24 protein-coding genes are annotated in these 26,456 nt (G+C 62.4%); 17 read left to right on the forward strand and 7 right to left on the reverse strand.

The annotated features are described in order from the left end of the window. Complete coding sequence (locus AC1DX0_RS05885; protein ID WP_477354607.1) at positions 1-1,260, reverse strand: sarcosine oxidase subunit beta; 1,260 nt, start codon at positions 1,258-1,260, stop codon at positions 1-3. A gap of 206 nt (positions 1,261-1,466) precedes the next feature. Here AC1DX0_RS05885 and AC1DX0_RS05890 point away from each other — a divergent pair, with 206 nt between their 5' ends. Next, entirely contained in the window at positions 1,467-3,956 is a 2,490-nt protein-coding gene (locus tag AC1DX0_RS05890) for a mechanosensitive ion channel family protein (protein ID WP_477354610.1), read from the forward strand. On the opposite strand, the gene AC1DX0_RS05895 is transcribed toward AC1DX0_RS05890, so the two are convergent. Both AC1DX0_RS05895 and AC1DX0_RS05900 read right to left on the reverse strand, forming a co-directional pair. Next, the gene (locus tag AC1DX0_RS05895) at positions 3,953-4,837 is read right to left on the reverse strand and encodes an NAD(P)H-binding protein (protein ID WP_477222128.1); all 885 of its coding nucleotides are present in this window, start codon (positions 4,835-4,837) and stop codon (positions 3,953-3,955) included. The genes AC1DX0_RS05890 and AC1DX0_RS05895 overlap by 4 nt on opposite strands. Positions 4,838-4,982: 145 nt before the next feature. Next, positions 4,983-5,612: a helix-turn-helix domain-containing protein gene (locus AC1DX0_RS05900; RefSeq protein ID WP_477222129.1), complete on the reverse strand. Its 630-nt coding sequence runs from the start codon at positions 5,610-5,612 to the stop codon at positions 4,983-4,985. Positions 5,613-6,029: 417 nt separating this feature from the next. On the opposite strand from AC1DX0_RS05900, the gene AC1DX0_RS05905 reads away from it, so the two are divergent. The 14 genes from AC1DX0_RS05905 to AC1DX0_RS05970 all read left to right on the forward strand — a co-directional run bounded on the left by AC1DX0_RS05905 (position 6,030) and on the right by AC1DX0_RS05970 (position 21,803). Further along, a complete protein-coding gene (locus tag AC1DX0_RS05905) occupies positions 6,030-6,293 on the forward strand; it encodes a hypothetical protein (protein WP_477222130.1) in 264 nt (87 codons plus the stop codon). Between the two features lie 224 nt (positions 6,294-6,517). Continuing rightward, a complete protein-coding gene (locus AC1DX0_RS05910; RefSeq protein ID WP_477354613.1) occupies positions 6,518-7,951 on the forward strand; it encodes a UbiA family prenyltransferase in 1,434 nt (477 codons plus the stop codon). Between the two features lie 2 nt (positions 7,952-7,953). Further along, a complete protein-coding gene (locus AC1DX0_RS05915) occupies positions 7,954-9,303 on the forward strand; it encodes an FAD-binding oxidoreductase (RefSeq protein ID WP_477222132.1) in 1,350 nt (449 codons plus the stop codon). 121 nt (positions 9,304-9,424) lie between these two features. Continuing rightward, positions 9,425-9,859, forward strand: coding sequence for an EamA family transporter (locus tag AC1DX0_RS05920; protein WP_477222133.1), 435 nt, complete (start codon positions 9,425-9,427; stop codon positions 9,857-9,859). Continuing rightward, positions 9,856-10,863, forward strand: coding sequence for an NAD-dependent epimerase/dehydratase family protein (locus AC1DX0_RS05925; RefSeq protein WP_477222134.1), 1,008 nt, complete (start codon positions 9,856-9,858; stop codon positions 10,861-10,863). Before AC1DX0_RS05920 ends, AC1DX0_RS05925 begins: the two co-directional genes overlap by 4 nt. A 62-nt stretch (positions 10,864-10,925) precedes the next feature. After that, positions 10,926-12,398: an aspartate aminotransferase family protein gene (locus AC1DX0_RS05930; protein WP_477354616.1), complete on the forward strand. Its 1,473-nt coding sequence runs from the start codon at positions 10,926-10,928 to the stop codon at positions 12,396-12,398. A gap of 8 nt (positions 12,399-12,406) precedes the next feature. Next, entirely contained in the window at positions 12,407-13,639 is a 1,233-nt protein-coding gene (locus AC1DX0_RS05935; protein ID WP_477222136.1) for a glycosyltransferase 87 family protein, read from the forward strand. Next, the gene (locus tag AC1DX0_RS05940; protein WP_477222137.1) at positions 13,636-14,394 is read left to right on the forward strand and encodes an FkbM family methyltransferase; all 759 of its coding nucleotides are present in this window, start codon (positions 13,636-13,638) and stop codon (positions 14,392-14,394) included. Before AC1DX0_RS05935 ends, AC1DX0_RS05940 begins: the two co-directional genes overlap by 4 nt. A 149-nt stretch (positions 14,395-14,543) precedes the next feature. Next, positions 14,544-17,105 (forward strand): GcvT family protein, encoded by a 2,562-nt coding sequence (locus AC1DX0_RS05945; RefSeq protein ID WP_477354619.1) that lies wholly within the window; start codon positions 14,544-14,546, stop codon positions 17,103-17,105. Positions 17,106-17,212: 107 nt separating this feature from the next. Beyond that, a complete protein-coding gene (locus AC1DX0_RS05950) occupies positions 17,213-18,031 on the forward strand; it encodes a site-2 protease family protein (protein ID WP_477222139.1) in 819 nt (272 codons plus the stop codon). A gap of 106 nt (positions 18,032-18,137) precedes the next feature. Further along, entirely contained in the window at positions 18,138-18,986 is an 849-nt protein-coding gene (locus tag AC1DX0_RS05955) for a DUF1194 domain-containing protein (protein WP_477354622.1), read from the forward strand. Between the two features lie 211 nt (positions 18,987-19,197). Next, a complete protein-coding gene (locus AC1DX0_RS05960; RefSeq protein WP_477222141.1) occupies positions 19,198-20,148 on the forward strand; it encodes an ABC transporter substrate-binding protein in 951 nt (316 codons plus the stop codon). An 87-nt stretch (positions 20,149-20,235) separates the two neighbouring features. After that, complete coding sequence (locus AC1DX0_RS05965; protein ID WP_477222142.1) at positions 20,236-21,009, forward strand: ABC transporter permease; 774 nt, start codon at positions 20,236-20,238, stop codon at positions 21,007-21,009. Then, entirely contained in the window at positions 20,994-21,803 is an 810-nt protein-coding gene (locus tag AC1DX0_RS05970) for an ABC transporter ATP-binding protein (RefSeq protein ID WP_477222143.1), read from the forward strand. The genes AC1DX0_RS05965 and AC1DX0_RS05970 overlap by 16 nt, the downstream gene beginning before the upstream one ends. A gap of 51 nt (positions 21,804-21,854) precedes the next feature. On the opposite strand, the gene AC1DX0_RS05975 is transcribed toward AC1DX0_RS05970, so the two are convergent. Further along, positions 21,855-22,793 carry a GlxA family transcriptional regulator gene (locus AC1DX0_RS05975; protein WP_477354634.1) on the reverse strand — a complete coding sequence of 313 codons (939 nt, stop codon included), beginning with the start codon at positions 22,791-22,793 and terminating at the stop codon, positions 21,855-21,857. Between the two features lie 45 nt (positions 22,794-22,838). Between AC1DX0_RS05975 and AC1DX0_RS05980 the strand changes: the two genes are divergently transcribed. After that, positions 22,839-23,450 (forward strand): hypothetical protein, encoded by a 612-nt coding sequence (locus AC1DX0_RS05980; RefSeq protein WP_477354637.1) that lies wholly within the window; start codon positions 22,839-22,841, stop codon positions 23,448-23,450. 185 nt (positions 23,451-23,635) lie between these two features. Here the strand turns inward: AC1DX0_RS05980 and AC1DX0_RS05985 are convergent, their stop codons facing one another. Then, on the reverse strand, positions 23,636-23,821 hold the full coding sequence (locus AC1DX0_RS05985; protein WP_027051330.1) for a hypothetical protein: 186 nt from the start codon (positions 23,819-23,821) through the stop codon (positions 23,636-23,638). Positions 23,822-24,053: 232 nt separating this feature from the next. On the opposite strand from AC1DX0_RS05985, the gene AC1DX0_RS05990 reads away from it, so the two are divergent. Beyond that, a complete protein-coding gene (locus AC1DX0_RS05990; protein ID WP_477354625.1) occupies positions 24,054-24,953 on the forward strand; it encodes a LysR substrate-binding domain-containing protein in 900 nt (299 codons plus the stop codon). Positions 24,954-24,983: 30 nt separating this feature from the next. Here the strand turns inward: AC1DX0_RS05990 and AC1DX0_RS05995 are convergent, their stop codons facing one another. Together AC1DX0_RS05995 and AC1DX0_RS06000 are read right to left on the reverse strand one after the other, a co-directional pair. Beyond that, complete coding sequence (locus tag AC1DX0_RS05995; protein ID WP_477354628.1) at positions 24,984-25,937, reverse strand: alpha/beta hydrolase; 954 nt, start codon at positions 25,935-25,937, stop codon at positions 24,984-24,986. Positions 25,938-26,171: 234 nt separating this feature from the next. After that, positions 26,172-26,357: a hypothetical protein gene (locus tag AC1DX0_RS06000; RefSeq protein ID WP_464610070.1), complete on the reverse strand. Its 186-nt coding sequence runs from the start codon at positions 26,355-26,357 to the stop codon at positions 26,172-26,174. Positions 26,358-26,456 lie beyond the last annotated feature (99 nt).

The following is a 26,456-nucleotide window of genomic DNA, read 5'->3' on the forward strand; positions in this document are numbered from 1 at the left end:
CTAGTGAAGCCTGGGATTCGCGCCTTGGCCCTTGTCGTCGATGACGAGGCCGCGGTGGAAACGGTCGAGCGTGAACGGCGCGTTGAAGTCGTGCGGCTCATCCTTGGCGATGGTCCAGGCAAAGCTCCAGCCGGAGGCCGGCGTCGCCTTGAAGCCGCCATAGCACCACCCGCAGTTGAGATACATGCCGGGCAGCGGGCCGGTGGTGATGATCGGCGAGCCATCCATCGACATGTCGCAGACGCCGCCCCAGGAGCGCAACATGCGCACGCGGGCAAGGCCCGGGAACAGCGCCAGCATCTCGCTCATCACCTCGTCGACGATGGGCAAATTGCCGCGCTGGGCGTAGCTGTTGTAGCCGTCGATGTCGCCGCCATAGATGAGGCCRCCCTTGTCSGACTGCGACATGTAGAAATGCCCCATGCCGAAGGTCACGACCGTGTCGATGAAGGGCTTTAGCGATTCCGTCACGAAGGCCTGCAGCACATGGCTCTCGATGGGCATCCTCTCGATGCCGGCGAGTTGCATGACSCGTCCGGTGCTGCCGGCCACGGCAACCGCCACTTTCTTGGCGCGGATATCGCCGCGCGAGGTGGTGACACCGGTGACGCGGTCGCCATCGCGCAGGAAGCCGGTGACCTCGCAATTCTCGATGATGTCGACGCCGCGCCGGTCGGCGCCACGCGCATAGCCCCAGGCCACGGCATCGTGGCGGGCGGTGCCGGCGCGCCTTTGCATCAGGCCGCCGACCACCGGGAAGCGTGCGTTATCGGAGATATCGAGCGCTGGGATCAGGCGCTTGATCTGCGCCTTCGTCATCAGCTCCGCGTCGACGCCGAGATGGCGCATGGCGTTGCCGCGCCTGGCATAGTCGTCGAACTGGGCCGGCGTGTGCGCCAGGTTCAGGCAGCCGCGCTGCGAGAACATGACGTTGTAATTGAGTTCGTGTGAGAGGTTCTCCCACATCTTCATCGAATGCTCGTAGAAGCGGGTGTTGGCCGGCAGCAGATAGTTCGAGCGCACGGCCGTGGTGTTGCGGCCGACATTGCCGGAGCCGAGCCAGCCTTTTTCGAGCACCGCGACATTGGTGATGCCGTGTTCCTTGGCAAGATAATAGGCCGTCGMCAGGCCRTGGCCGCCGCCGCCGATGATGATGACRTCATAGGAWGCCTTSGGRTCMGGCTTGCGCCAGGCCGGCTTCCAGTCCTTGTTTCCCTTGAGCGCGTTCGCGAGCAGCGAAAAGGCCGAGTACTCTGCCATCATTGTCATCCGGTTMGGGCGATGCGGCAGACTATAGAGCAGGCCGCATACGCAAAGCCAATATTGCGCCATGGCCTTTCGACTGACCGACGCTCGGATCGCGATCCGAGCGCGATCGGATGCGACGGCTTGCCCCATGATATGGCCGTCTTTATCAAGGACAGGCTTTTTGAATGCCTTTGCCGCCCGTGAGTCGCCAACAAATCATGCTTTTTCGATTGCTTCGCCTCCTCCTGATCCTCGCGCTCGTCGTTTCGGCGCAGCCTTCGTTCGAGGCGATGGCGCAGGCGCTTGGCCAGGGCTCCGCCGGTTTGATCACCGATCAGCAGAAAGTCATCCAGGGGCTGACGGCCAAGACGGACGATCTCGAGAAGAAAATACAGCAGGACGGTGAGGACGATGCCTCGCTCGTGGATATCCGTCTGCAGCTTGAGGATCTGTCGCGGGCGGCACTGACCAGTGCGCTGGCGTTCCGTTCGCGCCTCACCGACATCAACAATCGCATCGAGGTGCTAGGCCCGCCGCCGTCGGCGGGCCAGCCGCAGGAGCCCGACATCGTGACCGGCGAACGCCAGGCGCTGGCGTCSGAAAARGCCGARATCAACGCGGTCGTYGCCGCCGCGCAGAACCTGTCGATCCGCATCAGCGGACTGATCGACAAGATCGGCAATATGCGCAGCGAGCTGTTCCGGAACTTTTTGAGCAAGCGCTACGTGCTGACGGATGCGTTGAGCCCGCAGGTTTTTTCCGACGCCCGCGACGAGTTCAACAATTTCTACAAGGCGGTGTCGTCCTGGCTGAGCTTCGCTTTCAAATTCAAGTTCCAGGCCATCCTCGCGGCAACTTTCGTGGCGCTTGGCCTAGCGCTGGTGCTGCTGGTTGGCGGCAGGCGGCTGTTCGGGCGCATGTTCGAGGCCGACCCCACCGATGAAGACCCATCCTATCTCAGCCGCCTGACGGTGGCCTTCTGGTCGACATTGCTGCCGACCCTGGCTGTCGGCGCCTTTCTCGGCTCGACCATTTTCTTTTTCAATTACTACAACGTCTTGCGTGGCGACATTGGCCTCTTCCTCAATGCGATGGCGACGGTCATCGGCGTGGTGTTCTGCGTCAACCGGCTGACCAATGYGGCGCTGGAGCCGCGGCTGCCGAACTGGCGTCTGATCCCCGTCGAGACCGGGCCGGCGCGCTGGCTGGTGCGCCTGACCACCGCCATGGCGGTGGTCATCTCAGTCAACACCTTCCTGTCTGTCATCAACGACAAGATGGGCTCGCCGCTGTCGCTGACCATCGCGCGCAGTTTCGTCGCCACCATCATCGTCGGCATCATCCYGATCCTGATGGCGATGCTACGGCCGTTCAAGGCGCGTGACGGAAGCTGGCGGCCATGGCCGGCATGGCTGCGCTATCTGGCGCTGGCGCTTGGCCTGTTCACCATCGTCGCCGCCTTGCTTGGCTATATCGGCCTTGCGCTGTTCGTCTCGCTGCAGGTCGTGGTCACCGGCACGGCGCTGATCACCGCCTATATCGGCTTCCTSTCGGCGCGGGMGATCGGCGAGGAGGGGGCATTCGCCAACACGTCCGTCGGGCGCTGGCTGTCGACCAATTCGAGTTACGAAGACACCGCGCTCGATCAGCTTGGCCTCGTCGTCAGCATCGCCATCAACCTGTTGATCGTGCTGGTTTTCCTGCCGCTGATCCTGCTGATGTGGGGCTTCCAGCCCGGAGACATCCAGGCCTGGGCCTACAAGCTCGCGACCGGGATCAATATCGGTTCGGTTACGAWTTCGGTCACCGGCATCCTTTCGGGCATCATCGTCTTCGTCATCGGCTATTTCCTGACGCGCTGGTTCCAGGGCTGGCTCGACGGCTCCGTCATGGCGCGCGGCAAGGTCGATACCGGCGTGCGCAACTCGATTCGGCTGGCGGTCGGCTATGCCGGCGTAGCTCTGGCGGGGCTGGTCGGCATATCAGCGGCGGGCATCGATCTCTCCAGCCTGGCGCTGGTCGCCGGTGCGCTTTCCCTCGGTATCGGCTTTGGCCTGCAGAATGTGGTGTCGAATTTCGTCTCGGGCCTGATCTTGCTGGCCGAGCGGCCGTTCAAGGTTGGCGACTGGATCGTCGCCGGCGACGTCAGCGGCACGGTCAAGAAGATCAGCGTGCGCGCCACCGAGATCGAGACGTTCCAGCGGCAGTCGGTGATCCTGCCCAATTCGAACCTGATCAACAATGCCGTCGGCAACTGGACGCACCGCAACAAGCTCGGCCGCATCGACATCAAGGTCGGCGTCGCCTATGGCAGCGACGTCAAGCAGGTTCACGCCATCCTGCTGGAGATCGCACGCAGCCACCCGATGGTGCTGAAGAACCCCGAACCCTTCGTGCTGTTTTCCAATTTTGGACCGGCGGCACTCGAATTCGAGATCCGTGTGTTCCTGGCCGATGTGATGAACGGCAACATCGTGCAGAACGACGTCCGCTTCGCCGTGCTGGAAAAATTCAGCGACCAGCATATCGAGATCCCGTCGACGCCGCGCGCCGTCATCGAGACCAAACATGCGAAGGCCTGGCCGACCGACGACGACAAGATCGAGGCCGACTTCGCCGACCAGGAACAGGCGAAGGCGGACGCCGCGGCCGAGGCGAAAAAGCTCGTCAAATCAGGACGGAAGCTGCGCAAGCCCGATCCCGACTAGACCTGTTCGCGGCTCTCGATCAGCGCGGACAGTGCCGTGCGCAGATCGGTCTCGCCGTGCCTGATCTCGCCGACGCCGTGCTCGACATCGATGCAACCGGCATTGTGGGCATCGAACATCGAAGCGACCAGTTCGGCGTAGCTCGTGCTGATGCCGCCGCCGACCAGGGCGGGAACCCAGTCCTGCCTCGGCAGTTCGCGGGCTGTGATCTCTCGGCCGGCAATCTCGCCAAGCGTCCGCGCCACATCGGTTGCGCTGTAACGATCAGGCCCTTCGGCATGGACCACGCGCAGCGCATCGCCGCCTCCCGACAGGAGGAGATCGGCAGCCATCAGGCCGACATCGCCGGCTGACACGGTCGGGAAGGACTTGGAGACGGGATGATGCAGGCTCGGCAGCATACCGGTCTCGATCGCGCGGCCGACCAGGCGGTTCCAGTTCTGCATATGCTCGGCGGAACGCAGCACCGTCAGCGCCGCCGGAATCGTCCTCAGTTGCGATTCCAGATGGTGGAAGGTGAGCGTGATGCCGGTGCCGGCGGCAAGCTGGGCGCCATAATCCGAGATCGCCAGGATGCTTTGCGGCCTGACTTGATCGAGTGCGTCAACGATGCACCGGATGGTGGCTTCCATCTCCGCCGATGCATCATCGGCGCGCACGCCAGTCGGGCAGATGACCTGAACAGCGGTCGCGCCTTTTGTTGCCCGGGCCAATGCCGGCGCATCGCGCAGATCGGCGATTTCTGTCTCGCAGCCAAGCGCACGGAACTCTTCGGCATGCGACGGGTTTCGCACCACGGCCCTGACCGGAACGCCATGTCGACGCAGTCCACCGATGGTGGCCCGTCCGATCTTCCCGCTAGCGCCCAACACAACAAACATGCCCGTATCCTTCGTCCTGACCAATGGGATGTCAGGAATGCCGGATTGGTGCGCTCGGGTCGCCCAGATACAGACGGCGGAAGACAAAAACGGATGGTGGCTTCGAAAGCTGACGGCACGGCCGGCGAAGTTGCCGGACCGCCGGTTATCGCTGCATGCGAAGCAGTGCGGCAGGCGTGACACCGAGGATGCGCTTCATGCTTTGCGCCATATGGCTCTGATGCGAAAAGCCTGCCTCCAGCGCGATCTGGCTGAGCGGCATTTTCGCCTGATGCAACAGGGCCCTGGCCCGCTCGACACGGCGATGGATGACATATTGGTGGGGCGGCATGCCAAAGGTGCGACGAAACAGCACTTTCAGATGCGAGACGCTGATGGCAGCCACTTGCGCCAGCTCATCCAGCGAAAGGTCCTGATCGAGATTGGCCTCGATGAAATCGGCCAATCTGCGCTTCTGGCCGAAGGAAAGCGTTTGCCTGGCCGGAACGTTCGACTTCGACCCTTCACCCTGGATGAGCTGTACCGCCAGCGCCTTGGCCAGGCTTTCGAAATACAGCCGGTCGGATGGCACGTCCGGGCTCAGTCCGGTCGCCAGCGCATGGGCGATATGTTCGATCCTCGGATCGCGGCGCTGGAACTGCGGATCGACGACGACTCGGTCCGGATCGATTTCGAGATCCTCGGCGGCACGCCGAACCAGGGCCGGGCTGACCCACAGCCGCAGGATGGTGCAGTCGGCGTCATCCTCCCAGTCGCCATCGAGCCCGGCTGGCACGATATCGATGTCGCCATCCGACTGGACCCGCCGGTGATGTTTTCCGTCGCAGTGGCACGACGCGTTGACTGGCGCTCCGACGTGGATTCCAAGCCGATGATTGATGGATGCGGGCACATAATGGGTCAGCCCCGCAGTGATCCTTCGCGACTCAACCCCAACGCCAATCGTTTCCAGCCAGTTGTCGTGCATAGTCTCTTCTTCGCGTTTGCCGCCTTCGGTTCATATCGTGCCGGCCGGCGAAATTAACAGGGCCCAGCGTGCGCTCTTACTCTGCATTGGAGAAGCCAAAGCCAATTGCGGCATGAATGCGGCATTCAGTTGCGGTTCAGCTTCCATCTCATATAAGCTCCCATGCAAAGGGCGAAAATGCCTTGCGAAATGCAACAGAGGCGGTGGGAACACCGATATTGCAAAATGTGGAAGTCTCTCGTCGCTGCCGTCGCCTTGCTCGCTGTGAGCGGCTCGGCCCATGCCGCCAGCGCGGTCAACAAGGACGCCGAGACCCGTACGCTGGTCGTGACCGAGGGCGGCAGCAAGACCGAGCTTGCGCTGGCCGGCGGTGAAACCGTCGAGTTCTGCCAGAATGGCTGCTTCGTTCTCTTGCCCAACGGTGACCTCGAAGCCCTGACCGGCTCGGAAACCGTCGAAATCTCGGGCGGCGTCGCCCGCATCAAGTAATGTCGGCGGCATGATTGGAAAGGCCGGGCATTTGCTCGGCCTTTTATCGTTTCCGGTAGCAGTTGTTTAACAATGACGCCGGAAATACCGGTGCGGCAGCCGCCTGCAACCAGGCGTTTTAACGTTCACTACGCCATCCCCCGCTATACCAGCGTCAAGACGCCGAAACGGCGCGCAACCAGATTCCGGTTTCCCGGATCATACGCTGGCAGGGCAGGACGGACATGGACGCGCGGTCGGACAGGAACGCAATACCGCTTGCGGTCGATCTCGACGGCACGTTGATCGCGACCGACCTGTTGTGGGAAGGCTTGTTCCTTCTGCTCAAGAAGAACCCGCTCTATATTTTCCTGGTGCCATTCTGGGCGGCCGGCGGGCCGGCGCGGCTGAAGCAGGCGATCGCGCAGCGCATAGACATCGACCCCGCGACACTGCCCTATCGTGCGCCGCTGCTCGACCGGCTCCGTACAGAGCACAGCGAAGGTCGCAAGATCGTGCTGGCGACGGGTACGCCGCGCAAATTCGCCGACGCCATAGCAGCCCATCTCGGCATTTTCGACCGGGTGCTGGCGACCGACGGCCTCGACAATCTCACCTCGGGCAAGAAGCGTGCTTCGCTGGTCACGGCCTATGGCGATGGCGGGTTCGACTATGCCGGCAACAGCCGCCATGACCTCCAGGTCTTCGATGCCGCGCGCAAGGCAATCGTGGTTGCGCCGGACCGACATGCCGCGCGCTGGCAGGCGGCGCATGGCGCCGAAACCATGCCGGCGCCGAAGCCGACCTTGCGGACCATCGTCAAGATGCTGCGSRTGCATCAGTGGCTGAAGAAYTCGCTGATCGCSGTGCCGATGGTGCTGTCGCAYGARTACTTCAACGCCAACATGATCTGGCAATGCMTGCTGGCGTTCATCTCGTTCAGCGCGGTGGCGTCGGCGATCTATATCCTCAACGATTTCTTCGATCTCGCGCTTGACCGCAAGCACGTCACCAAACGCAACAGGCCATTCGCCAGCGGCGCACTGTCGATCCCGTTCGGCCTCGGCGCGATCGTCGTGCTGTTGGCGATCGGCATCGGCACCAGCCTGTTTTTGCCAATCCAATTCCTTGGTGTGCTCAGCGGCTACATGGTCGTCACCACGGCCTATTCGCTGTCGTTCAAGCGCATGCTGCTGGTCGATGTGCTGACGCTTGCCGGCCTCTATTCGATCCGCGTGATCGCTGGTGCGGCCGCGACCGGCGTCGACGTCTCGTTCTGGCTGCTCGCCTTCTCAATCTTCTTCTTCCTGTCGCTGGCGCTGGTGAAGCGCTTCGTCGAGCTGCGCACCACCGCCATTCCGCCGGGCGAACGCATTGCCGGCCGCGGCTATCGCACTGAAGACCAGGAGATCGTCGCCCAGGCCGGCATGGCCTCGGCCTTTTCCTCGGCGCTGGTGCTGGCGCTCTACATGGACAGTGTCGCGGTGCGCGAACTTTATCCGCATCCATGGCTGATCTGGCCGCTGGCGCCGATCGTGCTTTACCTCACCATGCGCGTCTGGATCCTGGCGCGCCGCGACGAGATGCATGACGACCCGGTCGTCTTCATCATCCGCGACTGGCGTAGCCAGATCGTGGTGGCGATCGGTGCGGTGCTGCTGGTCATCGGGGGCTGGTAGGTATGGCCGGCCGGTTCCAGAGCTTTGGCCTCGCCACGCCGCCTGCGCCACGTGCAATCCACGCCGACGATGCCATTGCGCTGCTCAAGGGCGGCCAGGCGAAGGACGGGTCGCTGTTGGCCTATGGCAATGGCCGGTCCTATGGCGATTCCTGTCAGAACCAGGCCGGCGCGGTGGTCGACATGCGAACCCTGAACCACATCCGCGCCTTCAATGCCGAGAGCGGTGTGCTCGAGGCGGATGCCGGCGTGCTGCTGTCGGATATCATCGCGCACGCCGCACCCCACGGCTTCTTCCCGGCTGTCGTKCCGGGCACGCAGTTCGTGACGCTCGGAGGTGCCATAGCCAATGACGTGCATGGCAAGAACCATCACCGGCGCGGCACGTTCGGCTGCCATGTCGAAAGCTTCACGCTGTTGCGGTCGGATGGGAAGACCCATCGCTGCTCGGCCACGGACAATCCGCGCCTGTTTGCGGCGACCATCGGCGGCATGGGCCTGACCGGCCTGATCCTGTCGGCCTCGATCCGGCTGATGCGGGTGCCTTCGCTCGACATCGTCGAGAAAACGACGCCGTTTCGCGATCTCGGCGAATTCTTCGATCTGGCCGAGGCGGCGGACCAGGCCAATGAATATGCGGTAGCCTGGATCGACCAGCTCGCCGGCGGCCGCAACAGCGGGCGCGGCCTGCTGTTCACGGGCAACCACGCCGAGCATGGCTCGCATGCGGCCGCGCGCGCCAGCGACACTCTTGCGGTGCCGTTCCAGCCGCCCTTCAACGTGCTCAGCCGGCCGTTCCTGACCGCTTTCAATACCGCCTACCGGTGGAAGAAAGGCCGCGCCACGGTGCCGCGCCAGGCCGGCTATCAAGGCTTCTTCTTTCCGCTAGACGGCGTGCGTGACTGGAACCGGCTTTATGGCCCCAAAGGGCTGTTCCAGCACCAGAGCGTGGTGCCGGAAGAGGTCGCGCGCATCGTTGTGCCGGAATTGCTCGCGGCGGCCCGGCGGGCCGGGCAGGGCTCCTTCCTCACCGTGCTGAAACGCTTCGGTTCGATCCGCTCGCCGGCGCTGCTGTCATTCCCGCGGCCGGGCTACACGCTGACGCTGGATTTCCCCAACAAGGGCGCGGCGACGCTTGCCCTGCTTGGTGAACTCGACCGCATAACTGTCGCGGCCGGCGGGGCGGTCAACCCTTACAAGGATGCGCGCATGAGTGCTGCGACCTTCGCCGCCTCCTTTGCGGACTGGCCGAGGCTGGAAGCGCTGCGCGACCCCGCCTTCATGTCCGATTTCTGGGCGCGCACGGCTGGCAGCATCGACCTGCGGCGGCGCGGCGCCGAGGCCGCGGAATAGATAAAAATGGAATGAATCGTGGTTAGCGAATGATTAATCGCAAGGTTTACTCAAAACACTCTTGTGAGTTCACGAAATCTTTTCGGGTTTGTACTGGAAGTCACGGGGTGGGCGCGCAGGCATGAAATATATCGTCTTCATTCTCTTTACGGTCATGACCAATGCCGCTGCGCAGCTCATGCTGAAGCAAGGCATGATGTCGCTTGGACCGATCTCGTTCGAGGGCGTCAATCCGCTCATCAAGCTGCTGCAGATCGTCTTCAGCCCGTGGGTGTTCCTCGGGCTTTGCACCTTCGTCATCTCCATGGCCTCGCACCTTTATGTGCTGTCCAAGGTCGAGCTTTCCTTCGCCTATCCCTTCCTCAGCCTTGCCTATGTCGCCGTCGCCATCTTCGCCTATTTCGTCTTCCGCGAAGACCTCAATGGCTGGCGCATCGCCGGCATCGCCTTCATCTGCGTCGGTACCGTGCTGATCGCGCAAAGCGGGCGAGGGCATGAGGACCAGACCGCTTCCATCACGCCCGACAAGATCCCTGCAAACGAGACCGTTCGATGAGACATGTGATTTTCGGCGGTGACGGCTTCGTCGGCCGTCACCTTGCCCCGAAGCTTGTGGCCGATGGCGAAGAGGTTCTCGTCGCCGACATCGTCAAGAGCGACCTTGCGCATTACCGCAATGTCCGGTTCGTCCAATGCGACGTCACGGATCCGGCGTCGGTCGCCACTGTCGGGCTGAAGGCCGACGACATGGTCTACAATCTCTCGGCCAAGATGCTGTCGCCGATCCAGGTTCGGGCCAAGCGGCACGAGTTTTTCTTTCCGGTCAATTTCCATGGCACCGAGCACATCATGCAGGCCATGGACAAGGCGGGTGCACCAAGGCTCGTCCACTACACGACCGACATGATCTACGGCCACACGGTCACCCAGCCGATGACCGAGGAGCACCCTGTCGCGCCGCTTGGTGAGTATGGCTGGTCGAAGCAGAAGACCGAGGAACTGGCCGCCGAATGGCGCAAGCGCGGGATGTCGATCTCGCTGTTTCGCCCGCGCCTGATCATCGGCCCGGGCCGGCTCGGCATCCTTGAAAAACTGTTCAAGCTGATCGACTGGAATTTTCCCGTGCCGATGATCGGTTCGGGCAGGAACCCTTATCAATTCATCTCGGTGTTCGACTGCGCCGAGGCCGCGCGTGCGGCCTGGAAAGCCGGCGTGCCCAACGAGGCCTACAATCTCGGCTCGCTCAAACCGCCGCCGGTCAAGAAATTGCTTGGCGATTTGATCAGGCATGCCGGCTCGAAATCGATCCTGCTGCCGACGCCCGGCTGGGCGGTCAAGCGTACGCTCGACCTGCTCGATCTCATCAACATGCCGATCATGGACCCGGAGCAATATCTGATCGCCGACGAGGAGTGCGTGCTCGACGTGTCCAAGGCCGAGCGCCAGCTCGGCTGGGTGCCGCAATATCGCGACGAGGACATGCTGATCGCCGCCTACAGCGAGTACCGCGCCAAGAAGGCCGGTCACGCCGTCGCCACCAAACATGTGCCCGCCGAATAGCGGGCCTGCCAAACAGTTTTATGGCGCACGACGCGGGTCGTCAGCGCGGACAGGAGATTGAAATGACCGTCATGGCCAAGCCCGAACAGACCAACGCGCGCACCCTAGTCAGCGCGCCGGCGCTGTCGCCCGCCACCATCGCCAAGCCCGATTTGATCAGCGTCGAGCAGGCCAAGGCGATGGATGTCGCCCGCATGACCGATCTGTTCAAGGCGCATCTCAACCCCGGCCAGCTGCATTTCATGAAGCTGCTCGGCTTCCACAAGATCAAGATCGAGCGTGCCGAAGGCATGTTTTACATCGACCAGAACGGCCGCAAGATCCTCGATTTCTTCGGCGGCTTCGGTTCGCTGGCCTTCGGCCACAACCATCCGCGCATCCTCGAAGCGCGCAAAAAGTTCCAGGAAGAAAARCGCCAGGAAATCGCCATCGCCTTCATGTCGCAATATGCGGCGGCAYTGGCGCACAACATCGCCAAATGCTCGCCCGGCGATCTCGACATGGTGTTTTTGGGCTCGTCCGGCTCGGAGGCGATGGAAGCGGCGGTGAAGCTTGCCGAGCGCGCTGCCGGGCCGAAGCGGCCGAAAATCGTCTATGCCGAGAATTCCTTCCACGGCAAGACCAAGGGGGTGCTCGGCATCACCGACGGCCAGCTTTATCGCGCTGATTTCAAAATGGCCGAGAATACGGTGCGTATTCCGTTCGGCGACATCGAGGCGGTCGAGCGCCTGTTCCGTTCCGATCCGGAAGTCGGCGTCATCGTGCTTGAAACCATCCAGGGCGGCGGCGGCATCATCCAGGCCCCTGCCGAATACTGGCAGAAGCTGCGCGCGCTGTGCGACCAGTTTGGTGTGCTGTGGGTGGCCGACGAAGTCCAGTGCGGCTATGGCCGYTCSGGCCGCTTCTATGCCTTCGAGCATTACGGTGTCGTGCCTGATGTGACSGCRYTKGCCAAGTCGCTYGGCGCCGGCAAGGCGGCGGTCGGCGCSATGATCGCCMRGCGCGASGTCTAYATGAAGGCCTATGGCACGCCGAAGACGGCGATGATCCATGCCATGGCGACCTTCGGYGGCATGGGCGAAGCCTGCGTCACCGCGATCGAGGGCCTCAACGTGCTCTATGACGAGGGGTTGATCGACAACGCCGCCGTCACCGGCGACTATCTGCTGCAGCGGCTGCAGGCGTTGAAGGAAAAATACCCCAAGATCATCAAGGATGTGCGCGGCAAGGGCTTCATGATCGGCCTGGAGTTCCACGACTTCTCGCAGACCTTGCCGATGGTGCTGCGSCCGATCGTCAGTGTGCTCGACGACAAGCTGAAGGGCTCGCTGTCCGGTTTCGTCGGCGCGCTGCTGCTGCGTGACTACGACGTGCTCGTCGCCTTCACCGAATACAACCGCAACGTCATCCGGCTCGAGCCGCCGCTGATCTGCCAGCGCGAGCATGTCGACCGCTTCGTCGATGCCTTCGACAGCTTGCTGTCGCGCGGCATCGTTTCGATCGTGAAGGATTTCGTCAAAAGCCAGGTTCGTTGAGCGAAACGATGCTGACCAAGTCTCCCGCTGCGAAAAACCCACTCGACCGGCTCACCGAGGCTGGTCTGGCGTGGGGCGAGGGGACCTATGCGCGGCTGGCCGCACCGATCGGCGCGGCGGCTTTCGCGCTCTACATCCTTCTGACCGCGTTCACGGCATGGGCGATGCCCGACGCCAACTGGGACATGCTGCCCTATCTCGCAATATCGGAGGAAGGCAGCTATCCCGATGCGCAGGCGCTGCATGACTATGCCTACAGCACCGTCAAATCAGGTGTTTCGGCCGGTGACTACAAGGCCCTGACCGACGATGGCGGCGGCTTCCGCAGCCACATGACGGACAATGCCGCAGACTTCCATTCACTGCTCGGCATGTACCGGATCAAATTCCTCTATGCCGAGATCCTGTCGACGCTGAGTGCGGTGATGTCGCCGGTCGAGGCGATGCGCCTGGTGCAGGTGTTTTCGGTGCTGCTCTTCGGCGCGATCACGTTGCTCTGGCTGCGCAGGGAAAAGGCTTTGGCGCTGGCGCCGGTGGCCGGCGCGGTGCTGATCATGGCTGATTTCGGCGATGCGGCGCGGGCTTCGACGCCGGACCTGCTGACGTCGGCGCTGCTGCTCGGCGGGCTCTACGCCTATATCAGAGGCCGCGAGGTGGCGACGGCGATCCTGCTCTTCCTCGCCTTCATGGTGCGGCCGGACAATATTGTTTTCCTTGCCGTTTTCGCGGTGCTGCTGGTCGCTTTCCGGCAGAAGGCATGGGGTGCGCTGGCCGGCTTTGCCGCGTCCTTCGTCGCCTATTTCGCCATTTCGCACTGGGCCCAGCACCCTGGCTGGTGGCCGCATCTGTGGTTCTCCAGCATCGAGCAGCACTACAATATGGACGGCTTCGAGCCGGCGTTTTCGGTCACCGCCTATCTCAAGGCGTTTGCGACATCGCTGCTGCGCGCCGTCAATCTGAACAGCTGGGTCGGCGTTTCGGTGCTTGCACTGGCCGGCTGGTTCGCCGCCGGCCGCGCCGGCTTCCGTCTCGACCGCCGCGCCGGCATTTTGTTCGCGGCGCTGGTGCTGGGGGCACTGGCCAAATTCACGGTCTTCCCGATCCACGATACGCGCATCTATTTTCCACACCTGATCCCGCCCTTCCTGCTGCTGGCGACGCCGTTCATGGCGCTGTGGGCGGCGGTGACACGCGGCCAGCATCGCGCCGCCTTGCACATCATTCCCGGAGACAAGCCATGAGTTCGCTATCCAACCTGGCGCGCATCGCCTTGTCGCTCGGCCTTCCCTCAGGCCTGCTCGATCGCGGGCCGTCGCTGCGCGGCACGAAATTCCTGGCCAAGGCGGCGCTGAAAGCGCGCTTCGGTGGGGCAGGGCAGCCGTTCCAGATGGTCAATGTCGGCGCCTGCGACGGCGCGCTGTTCGACGATGTCACGCCGTGGCTGCACAAGATTTCCGGCGCCCGCGCCATGCTGGTCGAGCCCATCCCGTACAATCAGAAGCGGCTGCGCGCCAACTATCCCGATACGGACCGCTTCATCATCGAGCCGGTGGCCGTCACCAGGACAAAGGGCACGATCACCGTCCACACGTTCGATGCCGCAGCTCTTGAGGCCGGCACGCTGCCGATCGAGTTCATCGGCTGCTCGTCGGTGACAGATACCAATCTGATGTCGGGCAAGAATGCCTGGGGTGAGGCCGACGCCAACTTCAACAAATTCGCGCCGCATCTGAAGGACATCGAAGTGCCGTCGGAAACACTGCAGACGTTGCTCGACCGCAACGGCATCAGTCATATCGATGCCTTCCTTGTCGATTGCGAAGGTGCCGACTGGATCGTCTTCGAACAGCTCGACCTCAAGCGCTATCGTCCGGGCATGATCAAGGTCGAGGTAGGAGCGCTGCCGGCAGCCGAGATCGGCCAGGTCGTGGTCAAGCTGAAGACGGCGGGCTATCAGGTCGGCTTCCAGGCCGAGGACATCTGGGCATTCGCCTGAAGCCAGCTTTTTCCTGATCCATATCGGGTCGCGCCGCATCCGTGGCGTGTCGCAAACAGGCGGTAGCGTCGTGCCGGTCGCCTGCATATTGTGCGCCGATCAAAACGGGCGCCGACGTTGCCCGCAATAGCACTTTGGAGTCGCGGGCAATGGCAGAGTTTCCGAAAAAGGCGAAGGTCGTCATCATTGGCCTCGGCGGTATTGTTGGCGCATCGATCGCCCATCACCTGATCGAGCGCGGATGGGACGATATCGTCGGCATCGACAAATCGGGCATCCCGACCGACATCGGTTCGACCGCGCATGCTTCCGACTTCTGCTACACGACCAGCCACGACTTCCTGTCCTGCTGGACGACGCTTTATTCCATCGATTTCTACGAGAAGATGGGTCACTACGCCCGCATCGGCGGCCTCGAAGTGGCCCGCGTCGGCGACGACGGCCGCATGGACGAGATCAAGCGCAAGATCGCTTCGGCCAAGGCCTTTGGAACACGTGCGCGCCTGATCGAACCGGCCGAGATCAAGGAAAAATTCCCGCTGATCGAACAGGACATGGTGCAGGGCGGGCTCTGGGACCCGGACGCCGGCCTCGTCATCCCACGCTCGCAGACCGTYGCCGGCAAGCTGGTTGACCAGGCGGAAGCGTCGGGCAAGYTGAAATCYTTCGCCAACACGYCGGCCAGRTCSCTCRTCGTCRAGGACGGCCGCATATCAGCCGTGGTGACCGACCGCGGCACCATCGAGGCCGACTATGTCATCGTCTGCGCCGGCATCTGGGGCCGGCTGATCGCGGAAATGGTCGGCGAAGACCTGCCGGTCATGCCGATCGACCATCCGCTGACTTTCTTCGGCCCCTACAATGAGTTCGCCGGCACCGGCAAGGAGATCGGCTGGCCGCTGCTGCGCGACCAGGGTAATTCCGCCTATATGCGCGATACCGGCGATCCCAAGACCGCCGAGGGCGGCCAGATCGAGTGGGGCTATTACGAAGAAAACAATCCGCGCCTTTGCCATCCGCGCGATCTGCTGGAAAAGCATGAGGCGCGGCTGTCGCCTTCGCAGCGCGACCTCGACATGGAGCAGATCCTGGCGCCGCTCGAACGCGCCATGGAACTGACGCCGATCCTGGGCGAACTCGGCTACAACGAAAGCCATTCCTTCAACGGCCTGCTACAAGTGACGGCCGATGGCGGCCCGTCGATGGGCGAGAGCCAGAAGGTGCGGGGTCTCTGGTATGCCGTCGCCATCTGGGTCAAGGACGGCCCCGGCATGGGCAAGCTGATCGCCGACTGGATGACCGACGGCCGCACGGCGATCGACCACCACGCCATCGACTATGCGCGCTYCTATCCGCACCAGACCAAGGAACAATTCATCTGGGATCGCTGCACCGAGACGGCGATGAAGGTTTACAATCCGGCGGTGCATCCGCGCGAGCCSTTCTCCAAGGSYCGCAACATMAGGCGCTCGCCGTTCTGGGAGCGCGAGAARGAACTCGGCGGCTAYTTCATGGAAYTGGGCGGCTGGGARCGSGCSCAYGGCTAYGCCGCCAACGARCACCTYYTGGAGAAGTAYGGCAACCGGGTRCCSGTGCGTGAGAACGAGTGGGACAACCGCCATTTCTGGCGCGTCTCCAATGCCGAGCACCTGGCGATGAGCGAGGATTGCGGCATCGTCAATCTCTCGCACTTCTCGATGTACGACATTGAGGGACCCGACCATGTCGCGCTGCTGGAGTGGCTGTGCGCGGCCAAGGTCGGCGGCGACAACAATATCGGCAAGGGCATCTACACCCACTTCCTCGACGAAGAAGGCATGGTGCGCGCCGACTTCACCGTCATCCGCATGGCTGATCGTTGTCGTTTGATCGACGGCGCCGACGCCGGCCCGCGCGACTTCCGCTACATGCAGCGTACCGCGCAGGACAAAGGTTTCGATGTCACCATCACCGATGTGACGGAGAAATACGTGACCATCGGCATATGGGGTCCGAACGCCCGCACGACCCTGCAGAAGGTGGTCGAGAATCCGGACGGGCTGTCGATCGAAAACTTCCCCTTCGCGGCAATCAAGCCAGTCAGGATCGGCGGCAAGGATGTCACCGCTTTCCGCATCTCCTATGTCGGCGAACAGGGCTGGGAACTGCACATGCGCTACGAGGATGGCCTCGCCGTCTGGGACGCGCTGCGCTCGACCGGCGTGATGCCGTTCGGCGTCGAGACCTATGCCAATACGCGCCGCATGGAAAAGAGCCTGCGGCTGCAGAACGCCGACCTGCTGACCGAGTACAATCTGCTTGAAGCCGATCTGGCGCGTCCGAAGGTCAAGGAGAACGATTTCTGCGGTAAGGCCAAGCATGTCGAATACCGCGCCCGCGAGCATCAGCCGGCGACGCTGTGCACGCTGGTGATGACCGAGAACACTGACTCCAAGGGCGTCGCCCGCTATCCCGTGGGCATCATGCCGGTGATGGATCCGACCACCGGCGAGACGCTGGTCGACGAACTCGGCCGCCGCTCCTTCACCACTTCGGTCGCCTATGGCCCGACCATCGGCAAGAACATCGCGCTTGCCTACCTGCCGCATTCGTATGCGCAGGAAGGCCGCAAGCTCAAGGTCGAGTATTTCGGCGAGACCTATCCGGTCGAAGTCGCCGGCGTCGGCTACAAGCCGCTCTACGACCCGGAGAACCTCAAGCCGCGCAGCTGATCTTCGGCCGAGAGTGTACCGATTGCAAAAGCCTGGCTTCGAGCCGGGCTTTTGTCTTTTTAACCGGATGATTCTCGCTTACCGTCGTGACGGGCGGAGTAGAGCACTTGCAACGGTTCGGCTGGGATAAGAAGAACGATGCGTTCGTGTTCACGACCAGCGGGAACGTTCCCGTTCGTGTCAGTTGGACCTTTGCTGTTCCAATTATCTTGCCTTTTCTGCGGGAGTGGTCGACGCGGCCGATGGATGCCTTGATCCATACGTTCGTATTTGCCGTGTTGTTCTTCGTGTCGGTGTTTTTACATGAACTGGCGCATGTATGGGCTGCGCGCCGACAGGGCATCGGCACCGAGAGGATAGAACTCTATCTCTTTGGTGGGTTTGCTTACTTCAAGCGGGGCGTAGCCTCGCCGCGTGGTTGGGCATGGATCGCATTTGCGGGTCCATTGGCGAATATCGTTTTGGCAGCGGGTCTCGCTGCTTCCTATTATTTCCTCGCGGCGCTGTTGCCGCCCGTTGAGGTGGATAGTCTCTTCAATTCGCCGCCTCCAGGGCCGGTCAACCTTCTGGAATGGACACTTTGGATTGGCGCTTTGCTGAACGGGGCGCTCTTCATCCTCAACATTCTTCCCGCCTATCCCCTCGATGGCAGCACGATTGCGCGGCATCTGCTTGCACGGCGCTTCGGAAGCGGCACGGCAGCACGGATCGTCGGCTTCTGTGGCGTCGTCCTCTCGATCTTGCGGTTTGTTGTCATCCTCGCTGCTGCCATATCGGGCGTCCTGCTATGGCTTCCGCCGGCGTTCAAGCCGAATTGGCGAGCGTTTCGCGGCACCGGCAAGAAGAAGCCCAATCCGTCGCGCCCAGTCGAGGCCGACGATGACGTGGAGTGGCGCGGCAGAGGCGGACGGCCGATCAACAAATAGTATCAGTGCCGCTAAGCTCCGACCGGCGTTGTGAAGGTTGCGTCCCGAAACCAGCAGATACGGCTTTTTTCTTTGCCACAATACGATTCTCGCTTACCYTTRCGGCATGTCTGCTTTYKCCTGYGCAAGACATYTSYTTTCSGGCTGCGCCGCGCTGGCGCTGMYGCTCTGGCTGGCGTCGGGAACCCGTGCGGACGAGCCGGTCGATGTCGAACTGGTGCTGGCGGTCGACGTTTCGCTGTCGATGTCGGCGGACGAGCTCGAGATCCAGCGTCATGGCTACGCGGCGGCACTCACCCACGACAACGTACTGCAGGCCATCGCCGATGGCGCCTATGGCAAGATCGCCGTCACCTATGTCGAATGGGCCGGCACCACGTGGCAACGCGTCATCGTGCCGTGGACCGTGATTGCCAACCGCGCCGATGCGGAGCGGGTGGTGGCGCAATTGTCGGCGCAGCCGCCGAACAGCGCGCGGCGCACCTCGATCTCCGGTGCGCTGGAGTTCGGCAGCGACCTTTTCGCCGAAAGCGGCTACCAGGGCACCAAGCGGGTCATCGATATTTCCGGCGACGGACCCAACAATCAGGGCGCGCCGGTCAATCTCACCCGCGACGGCGTGGTCAGGCAAGGCATCATCATCAACGGCCTGCCGCTGATGACCCGGGGTGGGTTTTCCGGCGTCTACGATGTCAACGATCTCGACCGCTACTACAGCGACTGCGTCATCGGTGGCCCGGGAGCGTTCATGATCCCGGTCAACGACTGGACGCAATTTCCCGAAGCCATACGCCGCAAGTTGGTGCTGGAGCTTGCCGGCCCGGCGTCGCCGCTATGGGCGGCGGAGGAGGCGGATCATCCGCCCGTGGTGCTGGCGCAGGACAAGCCCGCCAGCGACTGCCAGATCGGCGAGAAGATGTGGCGCAACCGCAGCTGGATGTTGGACAGCCGCTAGGCCGACCGCGCTGTCCAGCATCCGGCGGCTGGAACGACCGCGTCTCATCGGCCAAATGCTATTCGAAGGCTATTGAGGGGCAGGGCTTCAGCCCTGCTGAGCGTCGGCGGCGAGGTGAGCCTGYCGGGTGCCGCCGAACACGTTCCTGTTGATTGACAAGCCGATAGGCGTCTGTGAACAATTTCGCCCAGAGAAACAAAGGGGAACCGACATGAACAGGATCGCCGTTTTCGCCGCAACTTTGACGCTTGCCGCCGGTTTGTCCGCGCCGGTGATGGCCGCCACCTCGGTCACCATCGGCATCAGCGGCTGGACCGGCTTTGCACCGCTGACGCTCGCCAAGCAAGCGGGCCTCTTCGAGAAGCACGGCCTCGACGTGACCTTGAAGAAGGTGCCGCAGGCCAGCCGTCCGCTGGCCATCGCCAGTGGCGACCTGCAATGCGCCGCCACCACCGTCGAGACCTGGTTGGTGTGGAATGCCAGCGGGGTGACCACCAAGCAGATCTTCCAGCTCGACAAATCCTATGGCGCGGACGGCATTGTCGTGCGCAACGACATCAAGAGCGTCGCCGATCTCAAGGGCAAGAACGTCGCCTCCTCGGCGCCGGGCACCTCGCCCTATTTCATGCTTGCCTGGATGCTGAACAAGAACGGCATGTCGACCAAGGACGTCACCGTCGTCAATCTGGAGCCGGATGCGGCCGCGCAGGCCTTCCTTGCCGGCCAGAACGATGCCGCCGTCACCTATGAGCCGTTCATCTCGGCGGTGCGCGACAAGGCCGACCAGGGCCACATCCTGGCGACCACGCTCGACTATCCGATGGTGCTCGACACAGTCGGTTGCACGCCCGAATTCCTCAAGGCCAATCCTGACGCCGCCAAGGCGCTTGCCGACAGCTATTTCGAAGCGCTCGACCTGATCAAGAAGGACCCGCAGAAATCCTACGAGATCATGGGCGCCGACGTGAAGCAGTCGGCCAAGGAATTCGAGGATTCGGCGAAGTACCTGAAATGGGCCGACAAGGCCGACAACCAGCAGTTCTTCGCCAAGGAATTCCCCGATTTTTCTAAGACCGCCGGCGATCTGCTGCTGCAGATGGGGCTGATCAAGGAAGCGCCAGATGTGGCCACGCTGGCCGACACCAGCGCGGTGGCGAACTGATCGTCCGGTCTTCGCCCATCCTGCGGCGGCGCCTGGCGCCGCCGTCCTCTCCTGGACAAGTGACCATTTGATGGGGACGATGTGAAGATGCGCCCCTTGCATACAGTCTCGCCGGGCCTGCGAACGGTGCTCGGCATTTCCTTCTTCGTGCTGTTCGTCGCCTTCTGGGCCTGGATCACGCTTGGCGGACACGTCAACCGCATCTTCCTCGCCGATCCGCTGTCGATGCTCAGGGATGGCTGGCGGCTGCTGGTCGAGGACCGGTTCTGGCTTGACATACTGATCACCATCTGGCGGGTTTTCGGCGGCTTTCTGCTGGCCTCGGTCGTCGCCGTGCCGATCGGCATCGCCATGGGCGCCTGGAAGCCGGTGGAAGCGTTCCTGGAGCCATTCGTCTCCTTCGCCCGCTATCTGCCGGCCTCGGCCTTCATTCCGCTGCTCATCCTGTGGGCCGGCATCGGCGAACTGGAAAAGCTGCTGGTCATCTTCGTCGGCTCGGTGTTCCAGATCATCCTGATTGTTGCCGTCAAGGTCGGGTCGACACGGCGCGACCTGGTCGAGGCCGCCTATACGCTGGGCTCGACCAACAATGGCATCGTCAAACGGGTGATCATGCCGGCCAATGCGCCCGAAATCGCCGAGACGCTGCGGCTGGTGCTCGGCTGGGCCTGGACCTATGTCATCGTCGCCGAGCTGATCGGCTCGTCGTCGGGCATCGGCTACATGATCATCAACAGCCAGTCACGGCTGGCGACGGGACAGATCATCTTCGGCATCATCGTCATCGGCCTGATCGGGCTGCTGTCCGATTTCGCCTTCAAGGCGTTCAACCGCTGGCTCTTTCCATGGAGCCTGGCGTGAGCAAGCTTCTCGTCGAGGGCGTCTCGCGCACCTTTGCCGGCGTGCGCGGTGGGCAGCCGGTCAAGGCACTGATGCCGGTCGACCTGGCGGTCGCCGCCAATGATTTCATCACCATTCTGGGGCCGTCCGGCTGCGGAAAATCGACGCTGCTGAGGATCGTCGCCGGTCTCGAGGCGCCGAGCGAGGGTCGTGTGCTGCTCGACGGCAAGGCGGTGACGCGGCCGGGGCCGGATCGCGGCATGGTCTTCCAGTCCTACACGCTGTTCCCGTGGCTGACGGTGGCAGAAAACATCGCCTTCGGCCTGCGCGAACGCGGCATGGCGCAAAAGGAGCGGGACGGGATCGTCGCTTCCTATGTCGATCTCGTCGGGCTGAAGGGATTCGAGAACCATTGGCCGAAGCAGCTTTCCGGTGGCATGCAGCAGCGTACCGCGATTGCCCGAGCGCTCGCCAACGATCCTGAGATTCTTCTGCTTGACGAGCCGTTCGGCGCGCTCGACAACCAGACCCGTGGCCTGATGCAGGAGCTTCTGCTCGGCATCTGGGAGCGACGCAAGAAGACGGTGCTGTTCGTCACCCACGACATCGAGGAGGCGATCTTCATGGCCTCGCGCGTCATCGTGATGACGGCGCGACCCGGCCGCATCAAGTCGGATGTCGCCATAGACCTGCCGCATCCGCGTCATTACACGCTGAAGACCAGCCCGGAATTCTCAGCCCTGAAGGCACGGCTTACCGAGGATATTCGTGTCGAGGCGATGCGGACGGCGCAGGGGCGGCCGGCCGAGGCCTGATCTGGGATCAAGGTTTGATCCTTGATCCGGGATCAAGGCTTGATCCCGGGATCAGGCCGCCAGTAGCTGCTTGCGGTCGACGCGCTCCTGCTGCGGCGAGCGGGCGTAGAGTTCGCGGTAGCATTTGGAGAAATGCGAGGCCGAGACGAAGCCGCAGGCGACCGCTACCTCGACCACCGGCATCGACGACTGGATCAGCAGATGCCTGGCGCGGTCGAGCCGGATTTCCAGATAGTAGCGGGCTGGCGACCGGCCCATCTCGGTGCGGAACAGGCGCTCGATCTGGCGGCGCGACAGGTCGACATGGTCGGCGATCTCGATCAGCGACAGCGGCTCGGAGAGATTGCCTTCCATCAGCTCGATGATGGTCAGCACTTTTGAGTTCTGCACGCCGAGGCGGGCGCGCAGCGGCAGGCGCTGGCGGTCGGTCGGGCTGCGCACGCGGTCGGTCAGCACCTGTTCGCACACGCGATTGACGAGGCTCTCGTCGAAATCGTCGCCGATTAGCTTCAGCATCATGTCGAGCGCGGCGGTGCCGCCGGCGCAGGTGTAGATGTTCTGGTCGATCTCGAASAGGTCGGCAAAGACATTGGCCTTSGGRAAYGCCTCGGAAAAGCCCGGCAGGTTYTCCCARTGGATGGCGCARCGCTTGTTGGASARSAGGCCGGCGGCKGCCAGGATATGCGCGCCGGTGCACAGGCCGCCGACGGCGACGCCGCGATTGTACTCTTCGCGCAGCCAGGCGAAGGCCGACTTGTTCTGGTAGCGCTCGACATTGATGCCGCTGCAGACGATGGCCATGTTGGGCCGCTCGGGCCCGGCCATCTTCTTGCGCTCTTCCTCGAGCGAGGTGTTGACCGCGCATTCGACGCCGTTCGAAGCCCGCACCGGCTTGCCGTCGATGCTGGCCAGGCGCCAGCGATAGGCCTCGTAGCCAAGCATGCGGTTGGCCGAGCGCAGCGGGTCAAGCGCGGTCGCAAACGCGATCATGGTGAAATCGGGAACAAGGAAGAATACAAACGATCGCTTGATCGGATGCTTTACGGCGTTCAAGGGAACCTCACGCAGCCATGGCGCGAACAGGATGTCGCGAATAGCATAGCGTCATCAGGAAAAACCTTGCTTGTCAATCGGCTACGCTGCCTTGACGAGACAAAATTTGCGACATGGGTCGCAAATGGGCAATTGCTGTGCGGCGCTGCTCCGGAGAGCAGCATCAACTGTTCAAGCGACAGGCAAAATGTACAAAGTCGAAACAAAAACGCCGCCGTGGCTGGAGCCAGGCGGCGCTACAGTCTTAAAGCAGCGGCAGGGAGGCGCTGCCTGGAAAAAAGGTCAGGCGACGAAGCCGAGGCGCGCYGCAGYCATGGCGCCGGTCTGGCCAGGCATGGTGTTGGCAAGGCGCTGGCGCTCAAGAGCGGTGGTCAGGTTCATTTCGCGGCGGGCGAAGAGGCGGGCAAAAAGCTTCATGATCATCTCCATTCGGTTGCTCAGACGGGTCGCCTTCGCTTTATGGAGTGGGGCAGCTCGTTTGCTGCAGGTGATATAGGCTTGTGCTGCATGAAACTAAATCGCAAAAGCGAAGCGCTTGATATGAAATGCGACACCGAATGCGACAAATTTGGGCAGCGTGCTGGAAAATTATGATTGTTTACAAGGCATTAATTCGAAATCAGGGCCGCTATGCGGCTTGCTCATATGCGCCATGCGTTGGCGACATGGCTTCAAAACTCATTTGAATACAAATAAAGTGCGGAGGGCTTAAGGGGTAAAATAGAGAAGGCCTGCCGGGCTGGGTGCGCGGCAGGCCTTCAGCATTTGGTACACACGGTTTACTTCGCTCCAGCCCACGATCCAACGCCGTTGCGAATGCCGGACTTGGTGTCGGAAGCTTCAGGCCAGCCGATGTCCTTCTGCAGTTCGATCGGCAGGGAGCGGATGGCGCGTTCGGTCTGGTAGCGGGCGCGTGCCGCGCTGAATTCAGTCGCGATGCGACCGAGGGACGACAGGATAGACATTTCATTCTCCTTTGGTGGCGGGCCGGAGATATTCCGACCTTTGATCTGTGGGGCCTTACACGCGGCGTGTTTCAACCCCATTTCATGTCGATTGCAGGTCTGTGTCGTGGTCGTTTCGTGGCTGCTTGTGGCAGCTACCTGCTTCGATGGAGTTGACTATCCTCCCAATCTGATGTTCAATCAAACGAAATGGAATGATGCTTTGTATCAGAAAAATTGAAGGTCGGTTCCCATGAACGCCCCGCTCAATCATCCGCTGCCCCTGCTCGATCTCGACGTTTTGCGCACTTTCGTGGCGATTGCCGAGACCGGCAGCTTCACCACCGCCGCCAATGCSGTSTTYCGCACGCCSTCKGCYGTCTCCATGCAGATCAAGAAGCTGGAGGACATTCTYGGCCGYTCSGTSTTCGCGCGCGACGCCCGCTCGGTGTCGCTGACGACGGATGGCGAGATGCTGCTCGGTTATGCGCGGCGCCTGCTGTCGATCAACCGCGAGGTTGTGTCGAAGTTCATCATTCCCGAGATTGTCGGCGTGGTGCGGCTCGGTTCACCGGATGATTACGGCGAGCGCGTGCTGCCGCATGTGCTGAAGCGCTTCGCGCAGTCGCATCCCTCGATCGCCGTCGACGTCACCATCGACCAGAGCAGTAATCTGCGCCGGCGCATGGACGACCGCGCGCTCGACATCACGCTTCTGACCAATTCCTACAAGACCAGCGCGCTCGGCGCCGAGGTGCTTTTGACCGAGCCGATCGTGTGGGCCGGCGCCAAGGGCGGTAGCGCGCATCTGCGCGAGCCGCTGCCGGTGTCGCTGTGGGAAGAGGGCTGCGCCTGGCGGGCCGGKGCGCTCGAWGCGCTGGGACGCGAAGGCCGCAACTACCGCATCGCCTATATGAGCGCACACACGGCCGGCCAGCGCGCCGCSATCATGTCCGAYCTCGCGGTSGCGCCGCTGCCGAAGTCGTTYCTSGGCAACGACATGGTCGAACTCTGCCCGAAGGACGGCATGCCCGATATCGGCACCTACAATCTGGCCATGGTGGTGGCGCCGGACGCCAGCGCCCCGGTCAAGGCCGTCGCCGACCATATCCGCGCGACCTTCGAAGTGTTCCGGGAAACCGGCAAGTTCTGATCCGCCGGGATCAGACCGAGGGCAGAAGCGCTACTCCGCCGCGTCGGCGGAGGGCGCTTCGAACCTTGTTTTCATGTCTTGCCTGATCGGCGAGGGGCTCTCGTTGAGAAACGCCACGATGTGCTGGCGGGCGCGCCGCGATTCCGGCATGTCGAACAGTGGCCAGACATGGAACATGCCTTGCTCGTGGACGACGTCGACCTCGGCGCCGGCGGCACGCGCCTTTTCCGCGAAGACCAGATTGTCGGGGGTCAGGAGATCACGCGAGCCCGTCAGAAGCAGTGTCTTGGGCAGCACGGAGAGATCACCGTAGACCGGGCTGATGTGCCAGTCGCTGCGGTCGATGCCGGCGCTGTACATCCGGATCGCTTCGAGGCCGCCTGGAATGCCGAGCCAGGGGTCGTTGCGTTCAGCCTCGAACAGCTTTGGGTTGGAAAGCGACATGTCGACACCGGGCGAGATCAGCACATGGCGCGACGGCARRGGCARGSCKTCTTCGGCRGCCATCATGGTCAGCACCACGGCCATATTGCCGCCGGCGGAATCGCCCATGAAGATGATGTCTTCCGCTTCCGTCTCGTCGAGCATCTGGCGATAGACGTCGCCGACCATGCCGAACATGGCGTGGAAATCGTGTTCCGGGGCGATGGGATAGATCGGCACGGTGATGCCGTAGCCCAGCCGGTCGGCCATGTCGGCGATCAGGTGCCAGTGATAGGGCGTGATCTCAAACACATAGGCGCCGCCATGCAAATAGAGGATCCGCTTGTACTCGCCGGCTCTTGGAGCGATTTCATAGACCGGAAAACCGTCGACGGTGTGTGTCTGGATGTCCAGGCGCTGCTGCAACGAGGCCGGCGGATGGTGATCCTCGGTCTTGCGCGCGGCCGCGATCCAGCGCTGCAGGTTTTCCGGGCTGGAAAACGCTTGCTTGCGGCTGTACCTGAGCACGAAGGACACGACGTGGCTTTTGAAACTTGGCATGCGGATACACGAACTTCGGCAAGAGCCGACTAAGAGAAACCTCCACTATTTCCGAAGATCGTACCTTGGCCGAGAAAGTCAAGTTTTACGCAGTGTCCACACGCCGCTGTGATCTGCGCCACTGACGTCAGCGGCGCGGCAGAAGTGCCGCGCGCAACCGGTTGCTGGTTGCCGCCGGGGATGTGCGAGATCCCCGGCGCTTGCCGAGCAATTTGCATTTGTCGGCGAAGGTCATCAGCGCGCCGTACCCAGAAGCAACGAGGTGAGCGCGGCTTGYGGGTCGCTGGGCGGCGATGCCGGCCAGCCAATGTCCTTCTGGACATGCGCCGGCAGGCTGTTCAGCGCGCGGATCGCCTTGTTCCTGGCATGGGTCTGCCTGATGGTCGCACCGAAGCGGCCGAGATTTCCAAACATCGACATTTTCATCTCCCTTGAAGAACGGCGGTAGCCAAGGATTATCTTCGGCCGCCGTTCGATGCGGGGTAAATGCGCCTGCTATGTATCGGATGGATTTCGCGA

Source organism: Mesorhizobium sp. P3_A9, from assembly GCF_056402975.1.